The sequence below is a fragment of the Parabacteroides sp. AF39-10AC genome, assembly GCF_003635405.1.
Classification (GTDB): domain Bacteria; phylum Bacteroidota; class Bacteroidia; order Bacteroidales; family Tannerellaceae; genus Parabacteroides; species Parabacteroides distasonis.
This window is the reverse complement of sequence record NZ_QTLP01000017.1, coordinates 41,796-62,331: the sequence shown is the minus strand read 5'-3', so window position 1 is coordinate 62,331 and position 20,536 is coordinate 41,796. Positions and strand designations below refer to the sequence as shown.

At 46.6% G+C, this 20,536-nt stretch carries 18 protein-coding genes; 16 read left to right on the top strand and 2 right to left on the bottom strand.

Annotated features, from left to right (window positions below; all coding sequences use genetic code 11):
* Positions 1-2 precede the first annotated feature (2 nt).
* The 4 genes from DW033_RS15650 (at position 3) to DW033_RS15635 (ending at position 5,930) form a co-directional block, all read left to right on the top strand.
* The gene (locus DW033_RS15650; RefSeq protein WP_005860730.1) at positions 3-1,019 is read left to right on the top strand and encodes a 2-oxoacid:ferredoxin oxidoreductase subunit beta; all 1,017 of its coding nucleotides are present in this window, start codon (positions 3-5) and stop codon (positions 1,017-1,019) included.
* 414 nt (positions 1,020-1,433) lie between these two features.
* Positions 1,434-3,041, top strand: a complete 1,608-nt coding sequence (gene pckA, locus DW033_RS15645; protein ID WP_122382912.1) for a phosphoenolpyruvate carboxykinase (ATP) — start codon at positions 1,434-1,436, stop codon at positions 3,039-3,041.
* Positions 3,042-3,230: 189 nt separating this feature from the next.
* Complete coding sequence (locus DW033_RS15640) at positions 3,231-4,331, top strand: TlpA disulfide reductase family protein (protein ID WP_122382911.1); 1,101 nt, start codon at positions 3,231-3,233, stop codon at positions 4,329-4,331.
* A gap of 60 nt (positions 4,332-4,391) precedes the next feature.
* Positions 4,392-5,930 (top strand): YifB family Mg chelatase-like AAA ATPase, encoded by a 1,539-nt coding sequence (locus DW033_RS15635; RefSeq protein WP_122377498.1) that lies wholly within the window; start codon positions 4,392-4,394, stop codon positions 5,928-5,930.
* Positions 5,931-5,937: 7 nt separating this feature from the next.
* Here the strand turns inward: DW033_RS15635 and DW033_RS15630 are convergent, their stop codons facing one another.
* Positions 5,938-6,786 (bottom strand): AraC family transcriptional regulator, encoded by an 849-nt coding sequence (locus DW033_RS15630; protein WP_005864065.1) that lies wholly within the window; start codon positions 6,784-6,786, stop codon positions 5,938-5,940.
* A 263-nt stretch (positions 6,787-7,049) separates the two neighbouring features.
* On the opposite strand from DW033_RS15630, the gene DW033_RS15620 reads away from it, so the two are divergent.
* The 10 genes from DW033_RS15620 to DW033_RS15575 all read left to right on the top strand — a co-directional run bounded on the left by DW033_RS15620 (position 7,050) and on the right by DW033_RS15575 (position 19,276).
* Entirely contained in the window at positions 7,050-7,874 is an 825-nt protein-coding gene (locus DW033_RS15620) for a DUF4493 domain-containing protein (RefSeq protein WP_005864068.1), read from the top strand.
* 60 nt (positions 7,875-7,934) lie between these two features.
* The gene (locus tag DW033_RS15615; protein ID WP_227154328.1) at positions 7,935-9,197 is read left to right on the top strand and encodes a DUF4493 domain-containing protein; all 1,263 of its coding nucleotides are present in this window, start codon (positions 7,935-7,937) and stop codon (positions 9,195-9,197) included.
* A 15-nt stretch (positions 9,198-9,212) separates the two neighbouring features.
* Positions 9,213-10,973 carry a PCMD domain-containing protein gene (locus tag DW033_RS15610; RefSeq protein ID WP_048928488.1) on the top strand — a complete coding sequence of 587 codons (1,761 nt, stop codon included), beginning with the start codon at positions 9,213-9,215 and terminating at the stop codon, positions 10,971-10,973.
* Positions 10,974-11,217: 244 nt separating this feature from the next.
* A complete protein-coding gene (locus DW033_RS15605) occupies positions 11,218-12,057 on the top strand; it encodes a DUF6261 family protein (RefSeq protein WP_005864074.1) in 840 nt (279 codons plus the stop codon).
* Positions 12,058-12,071: 14 nt separating this feature from the next.
* Positions 12,072-12,827, top strand: a complete 756-nt coding sequence (locus tag DW033_RS15600) for a hypothetical protein (protein WP_005864076.1) — start codon at positions 12,072-12,074, stop codon at positions 12,825-12,827.
* 18 nt (positions 12,828-12,845) lie between these two features.
* The gene (locus DW033_RS15595; protein ID WP_005864077.1) at positions 12,846-14,510 is read left to right on the top strand and encodes a PCMD domain-containing protein; all 1,665 of its coding nucleotides are present in this window, start codon (positions 12,846-12,848) and stop codon (positions 14,508-14,510) included.
* Between the two features lie 18 nt (positions 14,511-14,528).
* Positions 14,529-16,376, top strand: coding sequence for a DUF4493 domain-containing protein (locus DW033_RS15590; protein WP_122382908.1), 1,848 nt, complete (start codon positions 14,529-14,531; stop codon positions 16,374-16,376).
* A gap of 15 nt (positions 16,377-16,391) precedes the next feature.
* A complete protein-coding gene (locus DW033_RS15585; protein ID WP_121962190.1) occupies positions 16,392-17,195 on the top strand; it encodes a DUF4493 domain-containing protein in 804 nt (267 codons plus the stop codon).
* Between the two features lie 99 nt (positions 17,196-17,294).
* Complete coding sequence (locus DW033_RS15580) at positions 17,295-19,019, top strand: ATP-binding protein (protein WP_122382907.1); 1,725 nt, start codon at positions 17,295-17,297, stop codon at positions 19,017-19,019.
* A 74-nt stretch (positions 19,020-19,093) separates the two neighbouring features.
* Positions 19,094-19,276, top strand: a complete 183-nt coding sequence (locus DW033_RS15575) for a hypothetical protein (RefSeq protein ID WP_121962188.1) — start codon at positions 19,094-19,096, stop codon at positions 19,274-19,276.
* On the opposite strand, the gene DW033_RS15570 is transcribed toward DW033_RS15575, so the two are convergent.
* Positions 19,269-19,688, bottom strand: coding sequence for a hypothetical protein (locus tag DW033_RS15570; RefSeq protein WP_147331050.1), 420 nt, complete (start codon positions 19,686-19,688; stop codon positions 19,269-19,271). The genes DW033_RS15575 and DW033_RS15570 overlap by 8 nt on opposite strands.
* Positions 19,689-19,810: 122 nt before the next feature.
* Here DW033_RS15570 and DW033_RS15565 point away from each other — a divergent pair, with 122 nt between their 5' ends.
* Positions 19,811-20,104 carry a nucleotidyltransferase family protein gene (locus DW033_RS15565; RefSeq protein ID WP_121962186.1) on the top strand — a complete coding sequence of 98 codons (294 nt, stop codon included), beginning with the start codon at positions 19,811-19,813 and terminating at the stop codon, positions 20,102-20,104.
* Positions 20,097-20,483, top strand: coding sequence for a DUF86 domain-containing protein (locus tag DW033_RS15560; protein ID WP_121962185.1), 387 nt, complete (start codon positions 20,097-20,099; stop codon positions 20,481-20,483). Before DW033_RS15565 ends, DW033_RS15560 begins: the two co-directional genes overlap by 8 nt.
* Positions 20,484-20,536 lie beyond the last annotated feature (53 nt).

Genomic DNA, 20,536 nt, shown 5'->3' with positions numbered 1-20,536 from the left:
AGATGACAACAGAAGAAACTAAATTTCAACCGAAAGATTATAAAAGCGACCAGTACGTACGCTGGTGCCCGGGTTGTGGCGACCATGCGGTACTGAATTGCCTGCATAAGGCTATGGCCGAGGTAGGAGTGGCTCCTCACAATATGGCAGTTATCTCAGGTATCGGCTGTTCTTCCCGCTTACCTTATTATATGAATACGTATGGCTTCCATACGATCCATGGTCGTGGAGCGGCTATCGCTACCGGCGTAAAGACGGCTCGCCCGGACTTGAGCGTATGGTTGATTACGGGTGATGGCGACTGCTTGGCTATCGGCGGTAATCATTTTATCCACGCTGTCCGTCGTAATATCGACTTGAATATCGTTCTTTTCAACAATAAGATCTATGGTTTGACGAAGGGGCAGTATTCCCCGACATCCGACCGTGGTTTTGTATCCAAGAGCTCTCCTTATGGGACGGTGGAAGATCCGTTTATCCCGGCCGAGTTGGCGTTGGGTGCCCGTGGTAATTTCTTCGCCCGTACGATTGACGTGGATTTGAAGAATACGACCGAGGTATTGACGGCTTCCGCCCGTCATAAAGGCGCTTCCGTTACGGAAGTGTTGGTAAACTGCGTGATCTTTAATGATGGTATCCATAAGGGGATCGTTGATAAGGCATACCGTGCGGATCGTACGATTTTCCTTCGCCATGGCGAGAAAATGGTTTACGGCGCTAACATGGATAAAGGCCTTGTGCTAGACGGCCTAAAACTGAAATCCGTAACGATCGGACAAGATGGTTATACGATGGATGACGTATTGGTACACGACGCCCATGAGAAGGATAACACCTTGCATATGATGCTTGCCATGATGAGCGGTGATATGCCAATCGCGTTAGGCGTAATACGAGATGTGGAGGGACCGACCTATGATGAGGCTGTCCACCAGCAAATCGAGGAGGTACAAGCGAAGAATCCTACACGTAAATTACACGACCTTTTGATGAAAGGTGAGATTTGGGAGGTAAAGTAATATATTTCTGATCGGATATAAGAGAAGGCGCAAGATATTTATCCTGCGCCTTTCTTATATTTATACGCTGGATTTGTTTGTGTGGAAAAAAGTATATATCTTTGTTTCAGTCACAATAAAAGCGAATACCTATGATGACGACTTCGGAAATAGTTGAGATGCTAGCTAAAAGTATATGATTTGTAAACTCCATATTACAAATAGACTAAGGGTTTTGTTAATTGCATGGAAAAGAGTAATTATTACTGAAAAATTTCCTTAATAAGCTGTGTACGATAAAAAAAAATATTACTTTTGTACCGCGGTTAACAAGGTGGAGTCGCAGCAAGCTCCAAAAGGCCGGAAAGCCTCACCGTATCGAACTAGAGTAGAGAGAAAAGTTATATAAAGTCAATCATTTAAATTAAATTCAAGATGGCTAATTTAGATTTAAGCAAGTACGGAATTGTTGATGTGAAAGAAATCGTTCACAATCCGTCTTATGATGTTCTGTTCGCAGAAGAAACTAAACCGAGTTTGGAAGGCTTCGAGAAAGGCCAAGTAACTGAGCTAGGTGCTGTAAACGTGATGACTGGTATTTATACAGGTCGTTCTCCTAAAGATAAATTTTTCGTAAAGAATGAAGCCAGCGAAGATTCTGTATGGTGGACTTCTGATGAATATAAGAATGATAACAAGCCTTGTTCTGAGGCTGCTTGGGCAGACTTGAAGGCTAAAGCCGTAAAAGAATTGTCTGGCAAACGTTTGTTCGTTGTCGATACATTCTGTGGCGCTAACGAGGCTACTCGTTTGAAAGTACGTTTCATTATGGAGGTTGCTTGGCAAGCTCACTTCGTAACTAATATGTTCATCCGTCCGACAGCTGAGGAATTGGCTAACTACGGCGAACCTGATTTCGTTTCTTTCAACGCAGCTAAGGCTAAAGTTGACAACTACAAAGAATTAGGCTTGAACTCTGAGACTGCTACTGTTTTCAACTTGAAGACTAAAGAGCAAGTTATCTTGAATACTTGGTACGGTGGTGAGATGAAGAAGGGTATCTTCTCTATCATGAACTACTTGAACCCGTTGCGTGGTATCGCTTCTATGCACTGCTCCGCTAACACGGATAAAGAGGGCAAGAGCTCAGCTATCTTCTTCGGTTTGTCTGGTACTGGTAAGACTACTTTGTCTACGGACCCGAAACGTTTGTTGATCGGTGACGATGAGCACGGATGGGATAACGAAGGTGTATTCAACTACGAGGGTGGTTGCTACGCTAAGGTTATCAACTTGGATAAAGAGAGCGAGCCGGATATCTACAACGCTATCAAACGTGACGCTCTTCTTGAGAACGTAACAGTTGCCGCTGATGGTAAGATCGATTTCGCTGATAAGTCAGTTACAGAGAACACTCGTGTTTCTTATCCGATCTATCACATCGAGAACATCGTTAAGCCGGTTTCTAAAGGCCCGCACGCAAAACAAGTTATCTTCTTGTCTGCTGACGCATTCGGTGTATTGCCTCCAGTATCTATCTTGACTCCGGAGCAAACTCAATACTACTTCTTGTCTGGATTTACCGCTAAATTAGCAGGTACAGAGCGTGGTATCACGGAACCGACTCCTACATTCTCCGCTTGTTTCGGTGCTGCTTTCTTGTCATTGCACCCGACAAAATACGGCGAAGAGTTGGTTAAGAAGATGGAAATGACTGGCGCTAAGGCTTACTTGGTGAACACAGGTTGGAACGGTAGCGGCAAACGTATCTCTATCAAAGATACAAGAGGTATCATCGACGCTATCCTTGATGGTTCTATCAACGAGGCTCTGACAAAGAAGATCCCGTATTTCGACTTCGAGGTTCCGACTGCATTACCGGGCGTAGATCCGAAGATCTTAGATCCTCGCGATACCTATGCTGATCCTGCTCAATGGGATGAGAAAGCGAAGGATTTGGCTGCTCGCTTCCAGAAGAACTTCGCTAAGTTCACGGGCAACGAAGCTGGTAAGGCATTGGTTGCTGCTGGTCCTCAGTTATAATTGCTTAAAAAAACTTGATCAAAAAAGGTCAAGGTTTAAAAATATCTTTATAAAAAAGCGTGGAATTACTAATTCTGCGCTTTTTTTATGATAACTGCGTTAATTTTATTATAAATGTGAAGTAGTTTTAAAAAATATTCCTACCTTTAGACCGGATTATCTGTTATAAGAAGAGCTTAAAAAGGAGTAATGATAAAAAAACTGGCACTTATTATTGGCTTTATAATTTGTTTGTCATCTTGTGGCAAGGATTATGTCTATCGGATTGAAGGGGAACTTTCTAATCTGGAAGATCAAACCGTATATGCTGTATTTGAGAAGGATAATTATAAAGTGGTTGATACAGTGGCTTGTACGAAACCCGGGCAGTTCCAGATCGATCAACATGAAGCGGGTTTCCATTGTGTGACTATCTTCTTTGCGGATAAAGAGCATTGGGTTACGGCTTATCTGGAACCGGGAGAAACCGTGAAAATCACGGGCGACGCTAACTCTCCATTGCTATTGCAGGTAAAGGGGGGACGGACAAATGATAAGTTGACCGCTTTTAAGAAAAAAATCGCTCCTTTATTGACGGAATTGACAAATTTATCAAATTCTTTAAATAGCAAGGATTTGAACGATACGATCGAGGAGACGGATATCGCCGCTCGTTTGGCGAATGTTAATATGCAATTGAGCGAGGAAGCGATCCGGTACGTGAAAGAGAACCCGAATGAAGAGGCATCCGTTGTCTTGATTCAATCTTTTTTCTCAGATCCCGATGATACTCGTAAAATTGATGAGTTGTTGGCGTTATTGAATCCAAGGTTGAAAGACTTTTATCTGGTGAAGGAGCTGGAGCAATATAGCGCCCGTGCGAAACGTACGGCTTTGGGTGCGGAAGCCCCAGATTTCTCCGTAAGGAATATTTATGGGAATACGGTAAGTTTGGACTCTTTCCCGCAGAAATATTTATTGCTGACGTTTACCGCTCCTTGGTGTGATATGTGCCAGACAGAGGATCTATATCTGGATAAGGTAGCGATGAAATATCCGAAAGATCAGTTGGATATTCTTTTGGTTAGCTTGGACGATAATCCGGATAATGTCCGGGATGTACTGAAGAAGGATAGTATAGCGTGGAATCTGGTAACAGATTCGGCCGGACAAGCGGCTATGTTGATAGATATGTATAACGTAAGCGTATTGCCACGCTGTTTCTTGATAGATGAGGATCATAAGATCTTGATGAAAACAGAGAATGGAATCGAGATCAAGCAAACACTGGAGAACTTGTTCGAAGACTGAGCGATTGAAAACAGGAGGTTCCGGTTTTAATTTGTAATTAGTAACTCAAAATTCTTAACTATGTTAGTAAAATCTTATGCCGCTGCCGTGCAGGGGATTTCCGCTACGGTCGTTACCGTAGAAGTGAACTGTTCCAAAGGTATCCAATTCTTTTTAGTCGGTCTTCCGGACGTGGCCGTTCGTGAGAGCCATGAACGCATTATCTCGGCTCTTCAAGTATGTGGTTATAAATTCCCCCGCAATCGTATCGTTATTAATATGGCCCCCGCAGATATCCGTAAGGAAGGGTCCTCTTATGATCTGCCTTTGGCGATCGGTATTCTGGCGGCGGCAGAGCAGATAGATTCATCCAACTTATCCAAATTCGTATTGATGGGCGAACTTTCTATGGATGGGAGCCTCCAATCGATAAAAGGGGCATTGCCTATCGCTATCAAGGCTAGGGAAGAAGGCTTTAAGGGCTTTATCTTACCCAAGCAAAACGCTTGTGAGGCTGCGGTGGTGAACGATCTGGAAGTGTATGGAGCTTCGAATATCAAAGAGGTGCTGGAGTTTATGGAGGGGAAACCTACATTGCGACCTACGGTTATTGATACCCGTAAGGAGTTTTACGACCGCCAGCAATTGTTTGATTGCGATTTCTCCGATGTCCGGGGACAAGAGAACGTGAAGCGTGCGATGGAGGTAGCCGCCGCCGGCGGGCATAATCTGATCATGGTAGGCCCTCCCGGAAGTGGCAAGTCCATGTTGGCGAAGCGTCTCCCCACGATCTTGCCCCCTTTTACCTTGCATGAGTCCTTGGAAACAACTAAAATCCATTCCGTAGCCGGTAAGATAGGAGGTGGCACCTCCTTGATGGTACAACGTCCTTTTCGCTCTCCCCATCATACGATCTCTAATGTCGCTATGGTAGGAGGTGGCACTTTCCCGCAGCCGGGAGAGATCAGCTTGGCTCATAATGGTGTCCTTTTTTTGGATGAGTTGCCGGAATTTAACAGGAGTGTCTTGGAAGTCATGCGGCAGCCATTGGAAGATCGAGTGATCAATATCTCCCGTGCCCGTTTCACGGTGGAATATCCGGCCGGCTTTATGCTTGTGGCCTCCATGAATCCTTGTCCCTGCGGCTACTACAACCATCCGGACCGTCCTTGCCTCTGTTCTCCCGGAGCCGTCCAGAAATATATGAACCGCATTTCCGGCCCTTTATTGGACCGTATCGATATCCAGATAGAGATTGTCCCTGTCCCTTTCGAGAAGATTTCCGAGCAACAGCCCTCAGAGCCTAGTATCGCTATCCGTGAGCGGGTCATAAAAGCCCGTGCGATCCAGGAAAGGCGTTTTGCCGCTTATGAGGGTATTTATTGCAACGCCCAGATGAACTCCAAGCTACTCCATCAGTACGCCGTTCCCGACGCTTCCGGCCTCTCCATCCTCAAAACCGCCATGCAACGTCTCTGCCTCTCCGCCCGTGCCTATGACCGTATCCTGAAAGTCTCCCGCACGATAGCGGACTTGGATAATTCGGAACATATCGAAGTCCGGCATTTGGCGGAGGCTATACAGTATAGGAGTTTGGATAGGGAGAATTGGGGAATGTGAGTATCGACTAACTATTTCTATACTCCTGTGGGCTCATGCCCACATACCGCTTGAAATACTTTCCAAAAAAAGACATATTCGTGAAATTTAGCGTATAGGCTATGTCGTGGATGGAAAGGTTCGTTGATTTCAGTTGAGCTTTAGCGTCCATGATTACCATGGAGGTTATGATCTCTATGCAAGTTTTTCCGGTAGTTTGTTTGATAATGCTGCTTAGATGCGCTTGTGTGATGCCAAGCCGCTTGGCATACCATGCAACGGATCGTTGCATGGTATAGTTTTGCATGACTAATTGAGTGAAGTTCTTGCTGATAATTTCGGCTTTAGAGAGATTGGACGTGTCTGTTGTCTTATCTTTATACATGATGCTGACTCCCATTAATATTCCGGAAAACAGGTGGTTGATGAGACTCCTGTTTAATTGCGAGACACAAAACTGATATGTCTTGATCAACAATTCGAAATAATCTCTCAATAATGATTGGGCTTCTTCTTTTAGTTTGAAAACAGGACTATCTTTTATGGCATAGTGCATATCCATGACCGATTTATTGATATTCGCTTGATTGATGAAATCAGACGAGAATCCCATGAAATAAATTTGCAGATCTCTATCCATTCTATGAATCTGGAAAATCGTACCCGGCAGAATCGTAATAAAACTCCCGGCCTCTACTTTAAATTGCGTCAGATTTATAGATGCTTCCACTTCTCCCCTTAGGCATAACACGAATATTCCCGCCTTTAGTCGACAAGGATAATTAGCGTATAAATTCAGCAATCCAATGTCTTTCTCCGAGAGTTTTCCTATTACCCAATCTTGTGGCAGGTCTATTTTAGGGATGTCATTTTCCATATTCTTACGTAATTTTGATGGCAAATATACGTTTTTTTGAGGATATTTTTATTTGGACTCAATCTAATAAATAGAATAATGAAGAATAAAAACAGGACAGAAGATAATCGTAAGACGCTCTGTTCTTGTTGTTGTATAAAATGGAATCTAAAAAAAAGAATAGGTAATAATAAAAATTGACCTTGTGAGATTCCTAACAAAGTCGTTCTTTTGTACACTTTTTATTAGGTAAATTAAAAAAACAGAAATCAATAAATTTTTGCATGAGAAAATTGAGGACTTTATTAGTAAAAATGGTCTGTGCCTTGGCGGGAGGCCTAATGTTGAGCGCTTGCTCCTCCGAGGAGGGAGGCTCGCAGGCTATGGGCGGAAAAGGTGCGGTAATACTAGACCTTGCCGCCGAGACGGTCTTTGATACGAAGACAAAAGCTGTCGATGAGAGTACATACCTGACGGATCGTCCCCTTGCGGATTACAAGGTGAAAATCTTGGATGCGCAAGGCCATGTGGTATCGGGCTGTGAGTGGAAATACTCGGAAAGGCCCACAGGTTTGATCGAGTTGAGCAACGGCTCTTACACGGTAGTAGCTTCTGATGGGGAAGAGTTTAACGTGAATGCCTCCACCCGTAACGGTATCTATATGTATGGCTCTAGCCGATTCGACGTGAATAGCGATAAGGTAGCGGCTGTAAATGTGGCTTGTAAGCCGGCCTGCGGAAAGCTGGTCGTGAAATTTGGCGATACGATGGCTACTTATTTCTCTGATTACGCCGTTCATTTCTCTACCCAAGCGGCAGGTGAGAACGGTCCGATCATCTGGCCGAAGGGAGATACGGATCCTCTTTACGTGAAGCTGGCCGAGGCCGGGGAGAACGTGACGGCGACTTTCCAGTTTACCAAGAAGGCAGATGGAACGAAGGCCGAGGTCAATACCTTGACCCGCGAGATGAAGTGGGGCAGCATGTGGACAATCACTGTCAATCCGAAAGTAGAGGATACCACCGGCAAGGTAGGCATCACGATTACTTTCGATGATTCCACGAACGATAAGCCTATCGATATCGAGATCCCTTCCGATTGGCTCTAATAGTTATTAGGATGTAAAACCAGTAGAACGAATTTAATGATGAATATAAAATATACGATAATGGCAGGTTGCCTTCTAGTAATGGGGCTGGCTTCCTGCGAGATGAAGAACGAGATCCTCGGGAAAGAGGATGGTTCCTCCGAGATGGGCTTGCTGAATCTTGGGGTAGCTGTAGACGCGAAGAACAACGACGTGCAGACCAAGGCCGATGCTAACCCCGGAACTCCAGAGTCTATCCCATCGGTGAGCGCCACGGGATATATCGTGGAGATCAGTAACAGCACGGGCGTTTACAAAACCCTTACTTACGATCCTACGAATGCCTCCGTGGAACTTCCGGTAGACAGCTACACGATGTATGCCCATAAGCCGGGCGGTCCGACAGAGACAGATCCTTACTATGGTGGAAGCACCTCTTTCGCCGTGAAGAAAGGTGAGGCTACCGATGTCACCGTTACTTGTAAGATGGAAAATACGAAGATACAGCTTGTTTATTCCACGGAAATGCAGACTTCCTTTACTAGCTGGTCGATCACGGTGAAGGCCGGTACGCGGAGCAAGGTGCTTACCTACTCTGGAACGGAGGCTTTCGCGCAACCCTCCGCTTTCTATTGGATGCTAGATGAGGGCGTAAAGGAGATAACAGTCTCTTTCGTGGGAAAGAATAAGGATAATAAGGATATACGCGAGAGCCGTGTGATCACGAAGCCCGCCTCGGCCGAGAGCTCCGACTGGCAGGGTGGCGACGCGTTGGCCATCACGATGAAGCCGGGCACTTATGATCCGGAAAATCCGAATGGTTTGCAGGGTATCGAGATCTCTGCTGAGGTGACGTGGAATGGAATAGAGGATTCCGTAGGCGTGCCGGTGGTGGACGATGACGATGATGAGCCGGAGGGTCCGGTGGATCCGAGTGAGAAACCTGCCGCTCCAACAATTACCGGAGATTGTTTGGGTAAGAATAATGTTTATACAGTGGGCGATAAGACATATCCTGCAATTAAAGTAGATATGAATGTACCGGGCAAGATCAAGGATGTTCGGGTTCAGATAGAAACAACTGATGCGGTGTTTCGTGGAATGCTGACGGAATTAGGACTAACAGTGGATGGTGGAGCGACTTTGATAGATAATAAAGATTTAGGGACTTTGTTTACTCTACCAGTAGTAGGAGAGACGGCATACTCATTCTCTCTCTCTGATGAGTTATTTGGTATGTTGGCGAATTTTATCGGAACACATACGTTTACCATGACGGTATTCGATCAATGTGATCCGTCCCAGTCTAAGAGTGAGGACTTGATTGTTGTTGTTACTGAGTAAAATGGAGCATGAATCATGAAACAGATCTATAATATCTTATTAATATGTATGGTTTCCGTGTCCTTTTTCGCCTGTCAAGGCGATGAGTTGGGGACGAGGGAGAGTGTAGGTTACCTGCGTGTAGCATTGGAGCAAAGTACGGAGGTGAACACGAAGGCTGATTACAACTCGAAGCAAATGCGTGTGGTGATCAAGAACTCGGCAGGTGTGACGAAGTTTGAGACGAATGACCATACGGCGGACTTAGTAGGTAAAGAACTCTCGTTGAAGCAAGGTGAATATACCATCGAGGCCGTTTCTTACGGATGGGACGGCAACGCCGGGGTGGATCGCGCCTATTACACGGGCAAGACCACGGTGACGATCGAGAAAGGTAAGACTGCGACAGCCAATTTGGTTTGCTCCTTGGCGAACGTGAAGGTGACGGTGGCTTTCGAGCAGGCTTTCTTGGATAAGTTGGGCAATGGTACCATCAAAGTGCAGGTAAAGAGCGCTTCGGGCACTCTGGTGGATTTCGCCCCGAAAGGTACGAGTGTGGCCTATTTCCCGGTTTCCGACCTGACGGTTGCTTATACGGTTGTTTCAGCTGCCGGAAAGACGAACTCCAAGGAGCAAAAAATCTCGGAGGTCAGCGCGAAAGATCATTATATATTGAACTTTAAGAATCAGGCTACCGGCACGGGAAATGTAACCGTAACGGTAGATCCTACGATGAACCAATACACATACGACTTCACGATCGATCCGAATGCGAAGAGCGGCGCTACCTTGTCTGCGAACCCGTGGAGCCAGCTCGCTTATCTGACGGCTACTGACATCACGCTTGATTCCGGCGAGCTTTCATCCTTGAAGTTCCAGTATCGTCCAAAGAATACGGATACTTGGATGGATGTGGCGACCACGGTCAATACGGCGGCCTCTTCCGCTACGGCGACCTTAACGGGATTGACTTCCGCCATGGTTTACGAATATCAGTTGACAGACGGAGAGATCAGTATCGCTAAGGGAGAATTTACCACGGAGACGGAGATCGCTTTATATAATGGTAGCTTTGAGATCTGGAATAAATCCGGAGATACTTGGTATCCCGAGACGGCAGAGAAAGCCGGTAATACTACCTCTTTCTGGAATACAAGTAACCCGGGCACTTCGCAGGGAATGGGTGCGATCGGTGGTGCCGTGAATCCGACAACGGGTGTAACCACTCCAATTCATGGTGGCACCTATGCCGCAGAATTGAAATCCACTGAAAAACTTAGTGTATTTGCTGCGGCAAGTTTATATACCGGAAGCTTTATGGGGCTTAGTGGAATGAGTGCGAATATGGAGTTCGGCAAGGCCTTCACAACTCGCCCGACAGGGTTGCACGGATATTATAAATATACGCCCGCTGTGATCAATAAAGTGGATCGAACGCCTGCGGGGGTTACGATCGTGCAAGGAGAGACTATGGACCAATGCGCTATTTTTATAGCCTTGGCCAAGAAGACTTTTACGTTTAATAATAAGAACGAAGATCAATATATCCAATATGCGACAGATCCCAACATCATCGCCTACGGCGAGCTCCCTTCCGGGGCGGCTACGGAGGGCGATGGCTACGTGGAGTTCAACATCCCGTTGAAATATAAGAACCTGACGGATCAGCCCACCCATATCATCGTGGTTTGCTCATCCAGTAAATATGGCGATTATATGACCGGAGGCGTCGGCAGTACCTTGTATGTAGACGATCTTTCCCTCATTTATGACGGAACGCCTACTATCTGGGAATAATTCCCTATATTCGCGAAACCCGTTTCGACCCCTCGAAATCCATTTCCTAAGACCGGTAAATGCCTTTCGGGGGCTCGAGATGCTTTCCCGGGACAAGAAAATACATTTCGAGGTCTCGAGATCCACCTCCTGAAGCGGGAAAACGGCTCTCGACTCCTCAAAATCCATTTTTGGAAACCGGAATGGGCTTTTCGACCCTTCGAACGGGTACAAACGAATAATAACCTTCAAAAAAAATCGAATTATGGGTACATTCACATTGATTCCTCCGATGTCGTTAGGTAACTTGAACAAGGCCGAGAAGCTAAGTCTGTTGAAACGCTACATGAAACTGATGCCGAGCGGCTCCGATTCCGAATCGCCGGACGAGATCTCGTTGCTAGCCGATAGCGGAGTGCCCGTGCTAAACATTTCCGCCGGACAGGTGACGCGTATGAACGGCATTATCGATGAGCTGACCGAACTGACGATGCAAGCCTCCTCCTCGGAGGAGACCCCGGAAATGCAGCAAGTGGAGGCCGATCGGGATACGGCGGGTAACTACATAGTCCGCCGCGTGCTCGATTACGCCAAGCTGCCCCTTGCCGCCGAGCGTACCGCCGCCCAACGGATGGAACCCGCCTTGCGCGGTTACCGCGACTTCGCCAACCTGCCCACAGCGCAGGAGACGGAGGTGATCAATGGCCTGCTTATCGACCTAGCGAAGCCCGAGTTCGCCGACTCGGTAGTCACTCTGCAACTGGCACCTTACATCGCCGAGCTACGACGGCTCAACGATCGCTATGCCGAGCTGGCCGCCCTACGCGACAAATCGAGATCGGTACGCACAGAGAATGTGACCTCCAAGGAGCTGTCCTCCGAGGCGCAAGACCTGCTGGACGATATGTGCGCACTGGCCAATGCCTCCAGCCTGTTGCAACCCTCGGAAGAGGCGCGCGTATTTGTTCGTGACGCGACTCATCTTTTCGCCCAGGTACGAACCGCCTACAAGCAACGTTCCAAGGGCACGCCCTCTGGACCCGCCGAACCCGGCACGCCGGAGCCCGGTGGGGGAGGGGATTCCGAATCTCCCGATGAAATATGACTAGAATAGGAAAAATGAGAATAAATAAACTAATCTGTCTGGCCCTCCTCTGCGCCCTTTGCGTAGGGGAGACTTGGGCCCAACGTGGCAAGAGAGCCATGAATCGTATCGACCGAGAAGTGCAAGAGACCGTCTTCATCCCGAAAGGTACGTGGATGGCGGGAGGAACTGTTTCCTACTCCGAGCACGATGAGGGGAATCTGAACTTCCTCGTCTTGAAGAACGTGGAGGGAAAAGGCTACAACTTCGGTGTCAGTCCCTACGTGGGTTACTTCTTCCGCAACAACATCTCCGCGGGCATGCGTTTCGCCTATCACCGCGACTACCTCGACTTGAAGAACTTCGAGTTGAATCTCGGCGAGGATTTCAACATCAGCCTCGACAACCTCTATTATCTGGAGCATAAGTACGAGGTATCCGGTTTCTTGCGCACCTATATGCCTATCGGACGCAGCAAGATATTCGGCCTGTTCAACGAGGCGCGCCTCACCTATGGATACGGTACGGGCAAGAATTCCACCGGTACGGGTGCCACCTACGACGGCTCCTACCAAACGGCGCAGAACCTGCAGATCGGTATCGCTCCCGGGATGACGGCTTTTATCACCGACTGGTCGGCCGTAGAGGTATCGGTTGGCGTGATGGGTTTCGATTTCAAGTGGATCGACCAAAAGACGAACCAGATAGAGGAGGGGCATCAGCGTGTCTCCTCCGGCAATTTCAAGATCAACCTCTTCTCGATCAACATAGGCATGACCTTCTATCTTTAATGGAGAAAATATAATTTAATGAAGATTCAACGATTGATGTTTAAAGAGAATTTACGTGCGGCCGGTCTGGTAACTTTGTTGGGACTGGCCTCGTGCGCTATTGATAACGATATTCCTTACCCACTGGTGGAGGGAACGATCAGTGAGATCGTGACTGAGGGCCTGCGTGCCTCGGAAGACGGGACGGTAGCCTCCGGCGTGGATATAGATCGCTCGGCTCGCACCGTGACACTCTATGTGAACGACTCCGTGGATGTGTCACGGCTGAGACTGACGCGCCTCATCCTCGATCCGCGCGACGCGACGATCGAGCTGGACTCCGCACGATGCGACGATAAGGAGAAATTCCCTTTTCATGATTTTGCCTCGCTTGATAGCCTCTCGTTGTCGGCCAATACGCGGCTCGACCTCTCCACGCCGCTTGAGCTGAACGTCCGTACCTACCAAGATAATCCATGGACACTTACCGTACGCCAGATCGTGGATCGTACGGTAGACGTAGACGGCATGGTGGATCATTTGGTAGATCCTGTCAGCCGTGTCGCCGTGATCTACGTGAGTGCGGATCAGGATCTTTCCAACATCAAAATTCGTACGCTTAACCTTGGTGGGGCCTATGGACGTGTCACGCCCGATCCTACTACCGTGCGCGACTTTACCTATCCGCAGACTTTTTATGCGGCTCGTGCCGGCGAGGAGGTATGGCAGGAATGGAAAGTGGTGATAGAGCAAAGCGAGGGCGGTGCCTCTACCTCGTCGAGCGTCTTCCCCATGGTGACGAAAGCCACGCTTACCGGCTCTGTGCAAAGCGGCAAGACCCCGGTGGTGGAATATAAGGAACAGACGGCTTCTGCGTGGAGCACGGCGGCAGACGTGAAGACCTCGGGTGCCTCTTTCAGCGCTACGATCGGCGGGCTGCGGGGCGGTACAGCCTATGATTATCGCATCAGCGTAGACAATGCGCAAACGGGTAGCGGCTCGTTTACCACTGCCGGTGAGATCGCTTTGACAAATGGCGGTTTCGAGGATTGGTCGCAAGACGGCAAGCAATGGAATCCGTGGCCTTCGGGTGGAACCTCCTTCTGGGGAACCGGCAACCCGGGTGCGGCGGCTTTCATCGGTAATCTGACGACGCCTACGACCGAGAGTGTATCTGGAAAAGCGGCCTTGCTGGAATCCAAGGATGCCGTGATCAAGTTGGGAGCCGGGAATATCTTCACGGGCGATTTCGCGTTGGACGGCACGAATGGCGTGCTGCAATTGGGCCGTCCGTTCACCTCATTCCCTACCTCCCTCAAGTTCCAATATAAATATACCTCTACCACGATCAATCGTATCGGGCAGGATGTGGGCAGTCTGGAAAACCTTCGGGGCCGTCCGGACTCTTGCCAGATATATATCGCCCTCTCGGATAAGCCGGAACCTTACGAGATCCGTACCAAGCCCTCTGTCCGGCAGGTCTTCGACAAGAACGACCGTAATATCATCGCCTATGGCGAGTTCATCAGCGGACAGTCTACCACGAGCTATAAGCAGGTTGAGATACCCTTGGAATATCGTGCGACGAATCGTACGCCCAAATATATCGTCATCGTGGCGGCGGCTAGCAAGTACGGTGATTACTTCATCGGGGGGGAAGGCAGTACCCTTTGGATAGACGAGATGGAATTGGTTTATGAATAAAAAGCATTGATATAGGATATGAGAAAGATGATACGACAGATAATGACCTTGGCCACCCTTTGCTGGATGGTGGCGGGTTGCGCCGATGAGGTCCTCAACCGTAATGGTGGCAAGGGTGAGGGGTGCTTGCTCCTCACGGGGATCGAGGTGGAATCTGCTGTCGGCGACGTACAGACGAAGGCTTCGCTGGCAGAAGGAGATCTTCCTGGGATCACGGATTTTACGATTGAGGTAGTAAGTAAATCGGATGGCTTGACGGTAAAGACCTTGCAGCCCGGAGTTACTCACTGTACTCTTCCTGTGGGAAGTTACTTGCTGAAAGCCAGTTATGGTGACCCAACAGCATTGTCTTATACACCCGCTTTTTATGGAGAGACTTCGGTTACCATCGCTCCAAACACGGATACGGGAGCTGAGATAAAAGCTTCTCTTCTACAAGCTGTTTTCCATCCCCGTATGTCGGATGAGCTGGTCGCTCAGTTTAAAAGCTATGAGTTGACTCTCGGTGTGGCGGGGGGAGAAGCCGTTCTGCTAGAGAATGATAAGGATTTCTTTCTACCAGCAGGGAATGCGACTTACGAATTGAAACTTATCGGTTCCAATCAAATAGGAGGAGATGTATTTCATACTTGGCAATATAAGAATCTCGTAGCGAAGACCCGGTATATAGTTGTTTGTAATCCAGATCTTCCAGCTTTCACTATTCCAGATCAGAAGGAAAACGATGCCTGGAGTAAATTTATTTATATAACCCCTATGACTGCGGATAACATGACTACCCATAAAGAGATGGCAGATAAGGTACTTGCCAATATCGTTTACGAGGCTTCCGCTGATGGACTAACCTGGATCCCCTCTGAATCTACTGTAGATGGCCAGTTGGTGATAAAAGGTCTTGAACCTTCCACACGATATACGCTTCGTTCTCGTTTTGGTGCGGTATATAGCAGTGATACCAAGACGATAACCACTGAGAACGCAGCTCCTGTTCCGAATGGGGATTTTGAGGAGTTGAAGGAGACTGTGAATATTTTAGGAATGAATCAGGGTGGAAAATGGAGGGCTACGGCACTTGGATCGTATTACCAGAATACTTGTAATTTTACAATTAATGAACCTAGCAATTGGGCAAGTGTAAATGTGAAAACTTGCAATGCGAATAGCTCGAACATAAATTCATGGTTTGTTATTCCTTCTACCTATAATACTACATTGTCTTGGACAGGAATAGTCCCGAGTTATGGTATTTGGGGTGGAGGAGGCTCTGAGACTCCAGATGTATATCAAAATTTGTCTGCGCAAAATAAAGCTAATGCCATGGTTATCCGTAATGTTGCATGGGATGCAAATGGAACTTCTCCTTCAGATGATAGTAAGACTACTGGAAGTTCAGGTTACTATAATCGAAATGTGCCTACTATAGCTAATCGATCTGCGGGAAAACTTTTCCTTGGTTCTTATTCTTATGTTAATGGAATTGAGAGCTATAATGAAGGTGTAGGTTTTGAATCACGTCCATTAATACTTAAGGGATTTTATAAATATGTACAAGACGGGAATGATAGTAGTGAGACCGGAATAGTGACAATCTCTTTGTTGAATGAAAATACTGTAATAGGAACGGCTAGTAAAGCTTTAACCTCAGTTTCCGACTATACGGAGTTTGAAGTGCCAATTGTATATTCAGATTATTCTTTAAAAGCAACACAGTTGAGGATTATGATTACCTCTTCAAACCACGCTTCTTACAATCAGTCAGAAGAGACTTCTTCTATTAAGACTACGAATTATAATGGACGATATGAATCAGCATCTCGTGGTGCAATGTTGACAATCGATAACTTGACATTCTCTTATGAACTATAAACTTAGCATAGAATTATGAATAAGCAAATCCTATATCTATTATCTGTACTGTGTTTCTTGTCATTCGTCTCTTGCACGAGCGAGGAGGAAACGGTACTCACTGAAGAGCAGGGCGAGATTTGGCTATCCGTAGTCGATACCTCGAAAGTCGAGATTGTTACCCGTGCCTTGTCTGGCTTTGATGTAAAGGATTTCAACGTGAGCCTTTCCCGTGGCGAGACGGTGGTTTTCTCCTCCCGTAAATATGGCGATATCGCCGGTACTCCAATCACTTGTAGCGCTGGCTCCGGCTATCTCCTTACGGCAGAGAGTTGCACGGAGGGCGAGGCTGAACGTACCAATAGTGGTTGGGGGCAGGCTCGTTTGGCGGGGAATGTTTCGTTTACTGTCAAACCTGTGGAGGCAACGGAAGTGACACTGAAATGTGCCTTGGCAAACTCTTCGGTGAATGTCGTGTTCAGTGACTTTATCAAGAAAAACCTTTCGGACTACGCAATAGCTTTGCATGCTGCCGATGCGTCGAGCCGTAGCTTCACCTTCGACAAGAATAACTATAGCTACAAGACCGCCTATTTCAATGTCGGCACGGCGGGAAGGGCCTTGCAATATACCGTCAATCTCACTTTGCCCGGCGAGAAGGAACCTCATACCTATTCAAACACCCTGACCTTGGAGCCTTCGCGCAGCTATCATCTAACGGTGAAGTTGGATGACGAAACCAAGTCAAAACTTACGATTGGAATTATAGTGGATGGTACGCTGGTTGATGAAAAGACTTCCACGGAGATTATCAATCCTTATGAATTCTATTTGTTATAGATTTGATTCCATACGTGACATGTCTGTATCTTTTATTTCGCACGTTTCACAGGAATATACTATCTTTGTCTGTGTACATCAAAAAGAAAGGAAGATCTTATGATACCTCAGATAACCATTCCCTATGCCGTGGCTGATTTTGCGGAGATGCGCGAACGTGGCTTTTATTATGTGGATAAAACTCAGTTTATCCCTTACTTGGAGCGTTATAAGGCTCCGGTATTCTTGCGTCCGCGGCGTTTTGGTAAGAGCTTGTTGGTCTCTATGCTCGCCCATTACTACGATCGGAGTAAGTCTCATCGCTTTGAGGAACTTTTTGGGGGAACGTGGATCGGGAGCAATCCTACGCCGGAGCATAACCAATACATGATTATCCGCTACGACTTCTCGAAGATGGTGCTGGATGAGACGATAGAGGGGTTGGAGCGTAACTTTAATATATTGAACTGTTCTCCCGTGGAGATTATGGTGGAGCATAACCGGGATCTCTTCGGCGACTTCCGGTTCTCTACCAAGGGCAACGCCACGCAGATGCTGGAGGAGGCATTGGCTTATGCCCGGGCGCACGATTTGCCCAAGGTATATATCCTTATCGATGAGTACGATAATTTCACCAACCAATTGCTCACGGCCTATAAGGACCCGCTTTACGAGTCTGTCACCACTGGCGAGAGCTTCTTGCGTACCTTCTTCAAGGCGATCAAGGCGGGTATCGGCGAGGGTAGTATCCGTACTTGCTTTTGTTTGGGTGTGTTGCCTGTTACGATGGATGACTTGACGAGCGGCTATAATATCGCCGAGATTCTTACCTTGAAGCCTGATTTCACGGAGATGCTGGGTTTCAATCATGAGGAGGCTGCCGAGTATCTGCGCTATGTGATTCGTAAATATGGCAACGGCGAGGATCGTTTCGACGAGCTGTGGACGCTTATCGTAAACAACTATGATGGCTATCGCTTCCTGCCCAACGCGCGTCCGTTATTTAATTCCACTATATTGACTTATTTCTTCAAGAACTTTGCCGAGCTGTCCGGAGGTGTCCCCGATGAGATGGTGGACGAGAACCTTCGTACGGACGTGAATTGGATCCGCCGCCTTACCATCACCTTGAAGAACGCGAAGGAGATGCTGGATGCCTTGGTGATCGATGGGGAGTTGATCTACTCTCAACCGGATCTGAGGAGTAAGTTCAACAAGCAGAAGTTCTTCGATCCGGAGTTTTATCCCGTCAGTTTATATTACTTGGGCATGACAACGTTGAAAAACCAATTCAAGATGGTGTTGCCTAATTTGACAGCGCATAGTATTTACATGAATTATTACAACGAGTTGAACCGCATAAGTGACGATGCTCGCCGGTTTGTGCCAGCTTATGAGTCTTTCATGGATCATCGGAAGCTGGAGCCGCTGGTGGAAAATTATTTCAAGGAGTACCTCGGTCAGTTCCCGGCGCAAGTATTCGACAAGATCAACGAGAACTTTATTCGTTGCTCTTTCTACGAGGTGCTGAGTCGTTACTTGAGCAATTGCTATACCTTTGCCGTGGAGCAGAACTTGCCAAGCGGCCGTGCGGATCTGGTATTGACGGGCATACCGGGCACCGCCTTCCACAACGATTGCCGGGTGGTGGAGTTCAAGTATTTCAAGGCGAAAGACGCTGCCATGATAGAGGCCTTGGAGGTTGTTCGTTCCGAGGATGCCGATCAGGTGAGAAGATATGCCGCTGATATCAATCGGCAATTCCCCGCTTATCGCATGCGATCGTATGTGGTGTATATAGCGGCCGGGAAGGTTTGTAAGACATGGGAAATTATTAATCTCTAACGTAAAGGACAAGACATGAGACATTCATTGATTATTCTATTATGTCTTGATCGGCAATAAGGCCGATCTTCCTTATGAGGAAGGGGCGATGGTTCCTTGAGGCTGGGCTTGGCTTTGGCTCACGAATTATCTTTGATGCTTCCACTTACGAGCGGGATTATGATACACAGGTGAGCGAGACTACGGAGAAATTCTCAGCGACGCATTTCATGCTTAATTTCCGGTTGGCACTGGTGTATAGGTTCGGGTTTAAATAAATGAGATCAACGTCCCTTTCTCGGAAGTCGTAATAGACGCCGTGTAAATCTTATCTTCGATATTTATTATAATAATCTTCTTTTTGTCGAAGAAATTACCCTTTTCCATGATGTCGAGAGCTTCCGCTTTATGTCCCCTAGTGGTAAGCTCTTTTTTTATACCTTTTTTTATGTCTTCTTCCCATATAGAATTTATTTTGTTAGCCTCAATAAAGGCCATGATAATAGCCGATAATAATGAGATATCAACTAGGGTACAGGCTATGATGACCATCCATTTTCTAATACCATTGAAGGTTGCAAAATATCCGAATACAGGGATGATAAATAAAAACACCAAAATAAAGGGAAGAGTGAATATTTGTACCCAAATAGGTAAAGAATTCGTGATATTTAAGTATATGCTTTCCATATATATTATTATTAGAGGTAAAGTTCCTAGCCTCATTAAGAGGAAACTCGCTCACAAAGGAAATTATTCTTTTCCGTCTAACCAAATTATTCCGTACCTTTGTCCCTAAATCCAATATACTTATGCGATCGAAAGAGGAATATATAGAATTATTACGGAGTTATTTTTTGAGCAAGGCTAAAGCTTATGGAGTAGTTCGAATGGCTTTGTTTGGATCGGTGGTTCGTAATGAGCAAACTGATTCCAGTGATATCGATATCGCTTACGAGGGAAAGGCGGATATTCTCTTACGTTGTCGTATGAAGCAGGAGCTAGAGGCTTTGCTAGGCTGTAAAGTTGATATCATCCGTCTTCGCGAACAGCTTATTGGTACAGATTTTTTACGTAATATATCAAAAGATCTATTGTATGTTTGAGCTTTCTCGCATTCAGACTTTATTAGGCCGGATAGAAGATGCGGTACTTTTGATCCAAAATAAGGCTTCTCAAATTAAAAGGCCTGATGATTTTCTATTAGATCAGGAAGGTACCTTCCTTTTGAGCGGCATTTGTATGCAACTGATTTTTATTGGTGAGAGTGTTAAAACGATTGATAATAAAACCTCTCATCGTTATTTGATAAACTATCCTGACATACCTTGGGGGCAGATTATGGGGCTACGTGATATTATTGCCCATGAATATCATCGTATCGATGAGGAAGAAATATTTAATATAATAAAAGTAGAGTTATCCCCTCTTTTATCAACCGTTCGGCGAATGAAACAGGAGTTGACGAACTATATCCTTGAATGATATTCCAATCTTTTTTATCTAACCAAATTATTCCGTACCTTTGCTCCTCAAAA